Here is a 10,296-nt window from a genome sequence, read left to right as displayed (position 1 = left end):
CGCACCTCAAGCGCCAGGGCCGGCCGGCCTACCTCGACGCGGTCACCGCCGGCGAGGAACCGGAGGACGCCGGAAAGGGCAAGGGCAAGGCCGGCAAGCCCGAGATGGTCGAGGCGGAGGCCGAGGAAGCCGACCTGCCGGTCTTCGACGTCGGCGCGTTCGTGGCCGCCAGCGGCGGGGAGGCGGGCGACCTCTACGAGCAGGCGGTGCAGGTTGTGCTGCGGGACAAGAAGGCCTCCACCAGCTACATCCAGCGCCGCCTGCAGATCGGCTACAACCGCGCCGCCTCGATCATGGAGCGGATGGAGATCGAGGGCATCGTCGGCCAAGCCAACCACGCCGGAAAGCGCGAGATCTTGGTGGAGGGCGTACCCCACGCCGCCGCGATGTACGACGACGATTGAGCCCTGCGCGCCTGCGGACCGCCCTATCAATCCGCAGGCGATCCGTTCCGCCAGCGGCGCCGAGCCCTCGCGCTTGCCGCGCCCCTTCGCCAGCCCGCTTCCGGCCCGGCGTCGCATCTTCGCCACAGGGTTGGGCTCCAAGCGGAGCCTGCCGATCACACCCGCGGCCGCAGGACGCTGCGCCCGGCCGCCCAGGAGAAGCCCCACGATGCTCGGCCGCCGCACCCGTCCCGTCGCCGCGCTGCTCGTCCTCGGGGCCTGGCTCGCGCCGGTCGCGCCGGCCGACGCCCAGGTCGGCGCCTTCCTCGACGGACTGTTCGGCCGCAAGGAGCAGCCCGCGCCGCCGCCGGAATCGGAGGCTGCACCATCCGCGCCCATTGCCGCGCCCGCCGCGCCGGTGAGGAAGCCCGCGGCCAAGCCCGCCAAGGAAGCGGGCAAGGACGGGTCCAAGGACATCAAGGATGGTGCGCGGGACGCGAAGGCCCGCTCGACAGAGAAGACGGGCAGCCTCAAACCCGGCGCGCCGAAGGCGGTGCAGCCCGAGGCGAAGGTCGCCGTCGTCGGCACGCCGGCCGCGGCGGCGTCCGAGCCGCCGGACGCGGCCACCATCCTCGCCCAGGCCAACGCCTACTTCAACGGCATGACGACGCTGACCGGCTCGTTCATCCAGATCGCCGCGGACGGGCGCCGGATCGGCGGCAAGCTGTTCATCGCCAAGCCCGGGCGCCTGCGCTTCGACTACGACCAGCCCTCGCCGCTGGAGGTGGTGGCCGACGGCACCTCGGTGGCGGTGCGCGACCGCAAGCTCTCGACCCAGGACCTGTACTTCATCGCCCAGACGCCTCTCAAGTTTCTCCTGCGCGAGAAGATCGACCTCGCCCGCGACCTGACGGTGAGCGACGTGGCGAGCGATCCGGGCGGCGTCCGCATCAGCCTGGAGGATCGCGCGACCTTGGGGGGCACCTCGAAGATTCAACTGTTCTTCGACGCCGAGATGAAGACGCTCGGTCAGTGGCGGATCACCGATCCGCAGGGCTACCTCACCACCGTGCAGCTCTCGAACCTGCAGAAGGGCAAGGCGGTGGACGGCAGCCTGTTCTTCATCAATTACGGTCGCCCCGAGGACAAGGCGATGCAGGAGCGCATCCGGCAGTCGCAGACCCCCTGACCCCGGCGGCCCGCCGCGCGGATTCTGATCGAGAACGGGACACCCTGCGAGCGCGCGTCTCGTGTGGTCGTTCACGCTCTCCGCACCGCATCGGGGACCGCGCGCGCGGCGCGCGAAACGTCCCGCATTTGACGCTTTGGATAAATCTCCCCTCAAGACCTCCGGTCGTCTTCTGTTCGCCGCCGTCACCGGCCGTGGCCGATCCGCTGGGCGCCGAGATCCTCGCTTGCCCGTATGCGACCGCCCGCGTGCCGGGGACTTCCGCGCGTCGGCGCAATCTGAGGGGATCGATATGGAAATCGCCAGACTTCTCCACACGTTCGGCGGGCCGATGCTCGCGTTCCTGAGCAGCGTGCCTGCCCTGCGGCGCCCGGCAGCACCCCCGCCCCCGCTCCTGGACGGGCCGGCGAAGAAGAACACCGACTTCCCGGCCGTGCAGCCATCGGCCGCGATCTACTGGCCGGAGAAGTCCCACATCCTGTCGGGGCGCCCGAGGCAGACCGCGACCTACGTGTACGAGAGCCCGGACAAGCTCTTCGCCGCCGGCATCTGGACCTGCGAACCGGGCAAGTTCCGCATCGATTTCGGTCGCGACGAGTTCATTCACCTGCTGGAGGGCGTGGTCACCGTCACCGATGCCGAGGGCTTCTCCAAGACCTATCGCGCGGGTGACGCCTTCGTCACGCCGGCCGGGTTCTCGGGGACCTGGGAGGTGGTCGAGGCGGTGAAGAAGCACTTCACCTATTACGGTGCGATCGACTGAGCGCTTCGGTGCGCGCCGCGTCTCAGGATGCCCGGAGGTTCAGCGCAGGCTCCGGGCGCCAGCGGTCGAGTTCGCGATCGATCGCGCCCTCGGTGCCGCGCATGAAGTCGGCCGCCGACAGGCCCGGGGCCAGGGCGGCGAGGTAGCTCACCGTCACCGTGCCGGAGCGCGTGGACGAGCCGGTCGGCCAGTACAGGCCGGAATTGACCGCCACCGGCAGCACCGGCAGGCCGAGCCGCCCGTAGAGCAGCTCGACGCCGCGCTTGAACTGCAACGGCTCGCCGATGAGCCCGCGCGTACCCTCGGGGAAGATCAGCACGGAGCGCCCCTGCGCCGCCGCGGCGCGGCTCTCGTCGATCATCGTGCGCAGGGCCTGCGTGCCGTTGGCGCGGTCGATGATGATCATCGGCGAGCGGCGCAGGAACCAGCCGACGACCGGGATCGAGACCAGTTCGCGCTTGGCGATGATCGCCACATCCGGCACCAGGATCAGGAAGGCCAGAGTCTCCCAGGCCGACTGGTGGTTGGCCACGATCAGGCAGGGCTCGGCGGGGATGCGGTCGCGCCCCTCCTCGACGTAGCGCAGGCCGCAGAGGGTGCGCAGCCCGAACAGGATGCCGCGCGCCCAGAGCCGCGTCGCGGCCCGGATCGGCCGGACCGGTGAACCGGAGGCCGCCAGCACCGCGAGCGGCGCGAGGAACAGGGCCGTCCAGGCGGCCCAGTAGGCGTTGAACAGGACGGAGCGGATGCGCGGCAAGGCGGGCGTCTCTCGTAGGTTATACCGGGGACATAGCCTTTCGCCCGTCAACGAGCACGCCATTTTACGTCGCGCCCCCCGATGCCCATGCCGATGAAACGCGCTATCGCCTCGGGACGCCTGCCCGCCGCCGACCATCCCGCGAGCCCGTCCGTTGCGCCTCACCGTCACGTCCTGGAACATCAACTCGGTGCGGCTGCGCATCGATCTCGTCCTGCGCTTCCTTAGCCAGACGCGGCCGGACGTGCTCTGCCTCCAGGAGACGAAGTGCCCCGACGACGCCTTCCCGCTCAAGGCCCTGCGCGGATCGGGCTACGAGCACGTCGTCTTCGCCGGGCAGAAGGGCTACAACGGCGTCGCCATCCTCTCGAAGTTCCCCCTGCTCACCCGCGACGTGATGAGCTTCTGCGAGCGCCAGGACGCGCGCCACATCTCGGCGGTGCTCGGGCCCGAGGCGGGCGCCGCCGCCGGGATCGTGCTGCACGACTTCTACGTGCCGGCCGGCGGCGACGTGCCCGACCCCGCGCTGAACCCGAAATTTGCGCACAAGCTCGACTTCCTGGCGGATCTGCGCGCCTGGGGCGGCCGGCGCCCGTCCGGCCCGGCGATCCTCGTCGGCGACCTCAACGTCGCGCCGCTGGAGCACGACGTCTGGTCGCACAAGCAGTTGCTCGACGTGGTGAGCCACACCCCCGTCGAGACCGAGGCGCTGGAGACCCTGCGCGGCGAGGCCGGCTGGGTCGATACCGCCCGGCTGCTCACACCGCCGCCAGAGAAGATCTACACGTGGTGGAGCTACCGTTCACCCGATTGGGCGGTGGCCGACAAGGGCCGGCGCCTGGACCACGCCTGGGTCTCGCCCGACCTCGCCGGCACCGTGCGCAGCGTCGATGTGGCCCGCCACGCACGCGGCTGGGAGCGGCCCTCGGACCACGCGCCCGTGACGCTGACGCTGGAGCTCTGAGGGGAACGGCCGCGGGCCCGGCGCATTGACCGCTCACAGCCCCGTGAGGAGAGACGCCGCCATGCGCAAGATCCTGATCGCCTTCGTCCTGCCGCGTGTCGTCGCCTTCCTGCGCCGCCGCTACGGCAACGCCCCCGCCCCGCGCCATCGCTCGTTCTGAGGCCGTCCCCGGCCGAGAGATCCTGCTCGTGGACTACGCGCCCGCCCTCACCCGGCGGGCGTTCGCACGTCCGTAGCCGAAGTAGAGCGCGAGCCCGAGCACCAGCCAGGCCGCGAGGCGGGTCCAGGTCTCCCCCGGCAGGCCGGCCATCAGGATCAGGCAGGACAGGATGCCGAGCCCGGCCACCACGGGTGCGGCCGGCACGCGGAACGGGCGGGGCCGGTCGGGATCGGTCCGGCGCAGGATCAGCACGGCGGTACAGACGAGGCTGAAGGCGAACAGCGTGCCGATGCTGACGAGTTCGCCGAGCTCTTCGATCGGCACGAAGCTCGCGATCAGCGCCGTCAGCGCGCCGATTGCGGCTTGGCTCAGCACGGGCGTGCGTGTCCCAGGGTTCACCCGCGCGAAGATGCCGGGCAGCAGGCCGTCGCGGGCCATGGCGTAGAACACGCGGGCCTGACCGTAGAGGGCGGTCAGCGTCGAGGTGGTGAGGCCGACGAGCGCGCCGGCCTTGATCGCGACTGCGAAGCCACCGAGCCCGATCGCGTCGATCGCCCGGGCGATCGGGTCGGCGACGTTGAGGTCTCGGTAGGGCACCAGCCCGGTCAGCACGGCCGCGACCGCGACGTAGAGCATGGTGGTGATCGCGAGCGAGCCGAGGAGGCCTGTCGGTGCGTCGCGCTGCGGGTCTCGCGTCTCGCCGGCGGCCGTCGAGACGGTCTCGAAGCCGATGAAGGCGAAGAACACCACGCCTGCCCCGCGCAGTACCCCGCTCCAGCCGAATTGGCCGAACGTGCCCGTGTTCTCCGGAATGAACGGATGCCACAGGTCGGGTTTGAGGTGCGCCGCCCCGACGCCGACGAAGCCCAGGATGATCGCGACCTTCAGCGCCACCATCGCGGCGTTCGCCAGCGACGCTTCGCGGCTGCCGCGCATCAGCAGCAGGGTCAGCACCAGCACGATCGCACCGGCCGGCAGGTTGACGAGGCCGCCCGCGCCGGGCGCCGCGGCGAGCGCTGCCGGCAGGTGCAGGCCCGCATCGGCGAGGAGGCTCTGCGCGTAGCCGGACCAGCCGACGGCGACGGTTGCCGCGGCGAAGGCGAATTCGAGGACGAGGTCCCATCCGATGATCCAGGCGCAGAGCTCGCCGAGCGTCGCGTAGGTGTAGGCGTACGTGCTGCCCGGCACCGGGATCATCGCGGCCAGTTCCGCGTAGCACAGCCCGACGAAACCGCAGGCGATCCCGCCGATCACGAAGGACAGCGCGAGGGCCGGCCCGGCATACTGCGCGGCGGCCGTGCCGGTGAGCACGAAGATTCCCGCGCCGATCGTTGCGCCGAGGCCGATGCAGACGAGGCCGAACGCCGACAGGTCCCTGGCCAGCGCCGGGCCGTGGTCGCCGTCATGGGCGGCGAGGATGGCCGCGACGGATTTCCGCGAGGCGAACAGGCCGGTGGTCATGGGTCTCCGGTGTCCAGCCCCGCGCGGTTCGTCGAAATCCGCGGCAAGTCCCGCGCCACCGCTTCGCCGCTCGGGGCGGCAGGCGGCGCGCCGCCGACCGGACGGCACCCCTGCCTCCGTGCGAAGCCCGACGGTCGCCCTCCCCTCAGCGCCGCTCGTAGAGCAGCCGTGCGCGGATCGTGCCGGGGATGGCGCGGATCTCGGCGAGCAGCATCGCGGCGTCGGCGTCGGTGGCATCGGTTTCCAGCACCACGTAACCGATCGCGCCGTCGGTCTGGTAGGACTGGCCCGCGATGTTGACGCCACGGTCCGAGAACACCGCGTTGAGGCGCCCGAGCATGCCGGGGAGGTTCTCCTGCACGTGGATGAAGCGGGCGCCGTTCGCGCGCGCCGGCAACTGCACCTGCGGGAAGTTCACGGCGCCCACCGTCGCGCCGATGTCGGAATAGTCCACGAGCTTGCGCGCCACCTCGGCACCGATGCGCTCCTGCGCCTCCTCCGTCGAGCCGCCGACGTGCGGGGTGAGGATCACGTTCGGCAGTCCCTGGAGCGGCGAGACGAAGCGCTCCTGGTTCGAGCCGGGCTCGACGGGGAAGACGTCGACCGCAGCACCCCGCAGGTGGCCCTCGCGCAGGCTTGCTGCCAGCGCGTCGAGGTCGACCACGGTGCCGCGGGCGTTGTTGATCAGGAAGCTGCCTGCCTTCATCTTGGCGATCTCAGCCGCGCCGATCATGTTGGCGGTGGCCTCGGTCTCCGGCACGTGCAGGGAGACTACGTCGCTCTGCGCCAGCAGGGCAGCCAGCGTCCCGGTCGGCTCGGCGCTGCCGTGGCGCAGCTTGTCCGTGTGATCGTAGAAGATCACCCGCATGCCCAGGGCTTCGGCCAGCGTCGAGAGCTGCGTGCCGATGTTGCCGTAGCCGACGATGCCGAGCGTCTTGCCCCGCACCTCGACCGAGCCCTCGGCCGACTTGTCCCAGAGGCCGGCATGCGCCCCGACCGAGCGGGGCACGACCCGGCGCATCAGCATCACGATCTCGCCGATGACGAGCTCGGCCACCGAGCGGGTGTTGGAGAAGGGTGCGTTGAACACCGGCACGCCGCGGCGGCGGGCCGTTTCGAGATCGACTTGGTTGGTGCCGACCGAGAAGCAGCCGACCGCGAGCAGCCGGTCGGCCGCGGCGAGCGCCGCCGCGTCGAGCCGGGTGCGCGAGCGGATGCCGAGGATGTGGATGCCCCTGAGCGCATCGTGCAGCGCCGCGGTGTCCAGGGCCTTCGGCAGGCGGACGAGGTTGGTGTAGCCGGCCGCCCGCATCAGCGCGACGGCGCTGTCGTTGATGCCTTCGAGCAGCAGCACCCGGATCTTGTCCTTCGGCAGGGAGAGTTTCTCGGGCGTCGTCATGGGCTGGACTTCGTCGGCGGGACCGGGGCGGGCGCAGAGCGATTACGAGCGTCGATTTTGCAGGACAACACCGCACGCGGACATCGGCCCTGCGCCGTCATGGGGTCTCGATCGATCGGGGATGCCGCCCCCGGGCGGCCTGTGGCCATCCGGTCCGGCGCGGCACGTGACGACGACATAGCCTCCGACATGCTTTCACCCAGGGCAGTCTATCGCCGGCCTCGGGAATGGGCGAGACTTCGGTTGCGAGAGGAAGAACGAGTTCCCCGCCTGAGACGATGTCCGGGAGAAACGCCGTGATCGAGATTGCCGAAGGCCCATCCGAGCCGGGCTGTGCCTGCTGCGCGTCGCGCCGCGGGCTGTTTCGCGGGGCCCTGGCCGCCGGGGCGGCGTCCCTCGCCGGTCTCGGCGCGGCGCGGGCGCAGGCGCCGGATGCAAGGCCGCGTTACGCCGGCCGCGTGATCGATTGCCACGGACACTACACCACCGAGCCGGCGGCGATGCTCGACTGGCGCAAGCGCCAGATCGCGGCGATCAACGATGGCGCGCAATCGCCCTCGCCCGCCTCCCTGAAGGTCTCCGACGACGAGATCCGGCAGAGCCTGACGGGGAAGCAGTTGCGGGTTCAGGCCGAGCGCGGCATCTCGACGGCCCTGTTCTCGCCCCGCGCCGGCGGCATGGGCCACCATATCGGCAACGCCCGGACCAGCCTCGACTGGTCCGTGGTGTCGAACGACATGATCCACCGGGTCGCGACGCTGTTTCCCCGAAACTTCGTCGGCGTCTGCCAATTGCCGCAGACGCCCGGCGTCTCGCCGGCCAACTGCACGGCGGAGCTGGAGCGCTGCGTCAAGGACCTCGGCTTCGTCGGCTGCAACGTCAACCCCGACCCGACCGGCGGTTACTGGACCGATCCCCCGCTTTCCGACCGGCACTGGTATCCGCTCTGGGAGAAGATGGTGGAACTCGACGTGCCGGGCATGATCCACGTCAGCGCCTCGGCCAACCCCAACTTCCAGGCCACCGGCGCGCATTACATGGCGGGCGACACGACCGCCTTCATGCAGTTCGTCACCTCGGACCTGTTCAGGGACTTCCCGACGCTGCGCTTCGTCATTCCCCATGGCGGCGGCGCCGTCCCCTATCACTGGGGCCGATACCGCGGGCTCGCGCAGGACATGAAGCGCCCACCGCTGACGGAGCTCCTGCGGAACGTCTACTTCGACACCTGCGTCTACCATCAGCCGGGCATCGATCTCCTGATGCGCGTGATCCCCATCGACAACCTCCTGTTCGCCTCCGAGATGATCGGTGCGGTCAACGGCATCGATCCCGAGACCGGGCATGCCTACGACGACACCAAGCGCTACACGGACGCCGTCGCGCTCTCCGACGCGGATCGGAAGGCGCTCTACGAGGGCAACGTTCGGCGGGTCTACCCGAGGCTGGCGGAGAAGCTGCCGGCGTAGGGACAGGGCTGGCGCAGGCGTCGGTTTCGTGTATGGTCCGCCCGGCCTCGGCCCGGTGACGGGCGGGGCCGAAGCCGCTTGGGGCCACGACCCTGCTGGACGACATCCCGGCAACGGCCAAGACCCGAGCACGAGCGCGCCGCCCCCTTCGACGGGTTGCCGCGCATTTCAACAGCCATTCGAAAGGCCCTGCGATGTCGATCACGGCAGAGCGCAAGACTGCGCTCATCAAGGAACACGCCAAGGGCGCAAAGGACACCGGCTCGCCGGAGGTCCAGGTGGCGATCCTCACCGAGCGGATCACCAATCTCACCGCCCACTTCAAGACCCACGGCAAGGACAACCATTCCCGCCGCGGCCTGCTCAAGATGGTCTCGCAGCGCCGCTCGCTGCTCGACTACGTCAAGCGCAAGGACGAGGCCCGCTACCGTGGGCTGATCGAGCGCCTCGGCATCCGCCGCTAAGCGTACCTCAACGCGTCCATGCGGTCCCGAGCCCGGCTCGGGGCCGCGTTTTTACACCTCGGAGGGCCGGAACGGGTCCGGCCCTCCGAGCAACGGGCGACGAGGCGCGAACGCCAGGGACAGGATCGCCGGGCATTCACGGAAGCCGAATGCCCAGCCATCTTGCCCCTGGCCGCGCCGGGTCCGCCCGCCGCACGAAGGCTAAGGGATAGCAAGCATGTTCGACGTACAACGTGAAGAGCTGATGTGGGGCGACCGCCGCCTCGTGCTGGAGACCGGCAAGGTCGCCCGCCAAGCCGACGGCTCGGTGATGGCCACCTACGGCGAGACCTCGGTGCTCGCCACCGTCGTCTCCTCCAAGGAGCCGAAGGCCGGCATCGACTTCCTGCCGCTCACCGTGAACTACCAGGAGCGCGCCTACGCCGCCGGCCGCATCCCCGGCGGCTACTTCAAGCGCGAGGGCCGCCCGTCCGAGAAGGAGACGCTGGTCTCCCGCCTCATCGACCGCCCGATCCGCCCGCTGTTCATCGAGGGCTGGCGCAACGACACGCAGGTCGTGGTCACCGTGCTGACCCACGACCTCGAGAACGATCCCGACATCCTGGCGATGGTCGCGGCCTCCGCTGCCCTGACGCTTTCCGGCGTGCCGTTCATGGGCCCGATCGGCGCGGCGCGCGTCGGCTACGCCAACGGCCAGTACACGCTCAACCCGCCGGTCCCGGAGATGGACGAGTCGGTCCTCGACCTCGTCGTCGCCGGCACCACCGACGCGGTGCTGATGGTCGAGTCCGAGGCGAAGGAGCTCTCGGAAGAGATCATGCTCGGCGCCGTGATGTTCGGCCACAAGCACTTCCAGCCGGTGATCGAGGCGATCGTGCGGCTTGCCGAGAAGGCCGCCAAGGAGCCGCGCGACTTCTCCGCGCCGGAGAACGCCGACGTCGAGGCCGCCGTGCTCGGCGTGTGCGAGGCGGAACTGCGCGACGCCTACAAGGTCACGGTCAAGCAGGAGCGCTACAAGGCCGTCGACACCGTCAAGGCGAAGGTGATGGCCGCCCTCTGCCCGGCCGACGGCGAGCAGAAGTTTGCGCCTGAGAAGGTCAAGGCCGCGTTCAAGGAGGCGCAGTCGAAGGTGGTCCGCTGGAACATCCTCGACACCGGCTCCCGGATCGATGGCCGCGACGTGAAGACGGTGCGCCCGATCGAGTCCCAGGTCGGCGTGCTGCCGCGCGCCCACGGCTCGGCCCTGTTCACCCGCGGCGAGACGCAGGCGCTGGTGGTGGCCACGCT

The 10,296-nt window shown here is 70.3% G+C and carries 9 protein-coding genes and 1 pseudogene; 7 read left to right on the top strand and 3 right to left on the bottom strand.

Translation table 11 applies throughout. From position 1 onward, the window contains the following. The 3 genes from ACFE8Y_RS18665 to ACFE8Y_RS18655 all read left to right on the top strand — a co-directional run. On the top strand, positions 1-404 hold a 404-nt coding region (locus tag ACFE8Y_RS18665; protein WP_375465877.1), incomplete at its 5' end, for a DNA translocase FtsK. A gap of 208 nt (positions 405-612) precedes the next feature. Next, positions 613-1,572, top strand: coding sequence for an outer membrane lipoprotein carrier protein LolA (locus tag ACFE8Y_RS18660; protein WP_375465876.1), 960 nt, complete (start codon positions 613-615; stop codon positions 1,570-1,572). 292 nt (positions 1,573-1,864) lie between these two features. After that, positions 1,865-2,335, top strand: coding sequence for a cupin domain-containing protein (locus ACFE8Y_RS18655; RefSeq protein WP_375465875.1), 471 nt, complete (start codon positions 1,865-1,867; stop codon positions 2,333-2,335). A 22-nt stretch (positions 2,336-2,357) separates the two neighbouring features. Here ACFE8Y_RS18655 and ACFE8Y_RS18650 read toward each other — a convergent pair whose 3' ends face one another. Beyond that, complete coding sequence (locus ACFE8Y_RS18650) at positions 2,358-3,092, bottom strand: lysophospholipid acyltransferase family protein (RefSeq protein ID WP_375465874.1); 735 nt, start codon at positions 3,090-3,092, stop codon at positions 2,358-2,360. Positions 3,093-3,246: 154 nt separating this feature from the next. Here ACFE8Y_RS18650 and ACFE8Y_RS18645 point away from each other — a divergent pair, with 154 nt between their 5' ends. Then, the gene (locus ACFE8Y_RS18645; protein WP_375465873.1) at positions 3,247-4,056 is read left to right on the top strand and encodes an exodeoxyribonuclease III; all 810 of its coding nucleotides are present in this window, start codon (positions 3,247-3,249) and stop codon (positions 4,054-4,056) included. A gap of 193 nt (positions 4,057-4,249) precedes the next feature. On the opposite strand, the gene ACFE8Y_RS18640 is transcribed toward ACFE8Y_RS18645, so the two are convergent. Together ACFE8Y_RS18640 and serA are read right to left on the bottom strand one after the other, a co-directional pair. Then, entirely contained in the window at positions 4,250-5,677 is a 1,428-nt protein-coding gene (locus ACFE8Y_RS18640) for an amino acid permease (RefSeq protein ID WP_375465872.1), read from the bottom strand. A 145-nt stretch (positions 5,678-5,822) separates the two neighbouring features. Then, on the bottom strand, positions 5,823-7,076 hold the full coding sequence (gene serA / locus ACFE8Y_RS18635) for a phosphoglycerate dehydrogenase (RefSeq protein ID WP_375465871.1): 1,254 nt from the start codon (positions 7,074-7,076) through the stop codon (positions 5,823-5,825). 458 nt (positions 7,077-7,534) lie between these two features. Between serA and ACFE8Y_RS18630 the strand changes: the two genes are divergently transcribed. The 3 genes and pseudogenes from ACFE8Y_RS18630 to ACFE8Y_RS18620 all read left to right on the top strand — a co-directional run. Continuing rightward, complete coding sequence (locus tag ACFE8Y_RS18630; protein ID WP_375465878.1) at positions 7,535-8,545, top strand: amidohydrolase family protein; 1,011 nt, start codon at positions 7,535-7,537, stop codon at positions 8,543-8,545. Positions 8,546-8,739: 194 nt separating this feature from the next. Next, positions 8,740-9,009 carry a 30S ribosomal protein S15 gene (rpsO, locus tag ACFE8Y_RS18625; protein ID WP_375457466.1) on the top strand — a complete coding sequence of 90 codons (270 nt, stop codon included), beginning with the start codon at positions 8,740-8,742 and terminating at the stop codon, positions 9,007-9,009. A 217-nt stretch (positions 9,010-9,226) separates the two neighbouring features. Then, positions 9,227-10,296, top strand: a pseudogene (locus ACFE8Y_RS18620) (polyribonucleotide nucleotidyltransferase); the annotation flags it as partial.

Source organism: uncultured Methylobacterium sp. (assembly GCF_964242245.1).
Taxonomy (GTDB): Bacteria; Pseudomonadota; Alphaproteobacteria; order Rhizobiales; family Beijerinckiaceae; genus Methylobacterium.
Note: the sequence above shows the minus strand (reverse complement) of the source record. Positions and strands in the feature narration are given on the sequence as shown.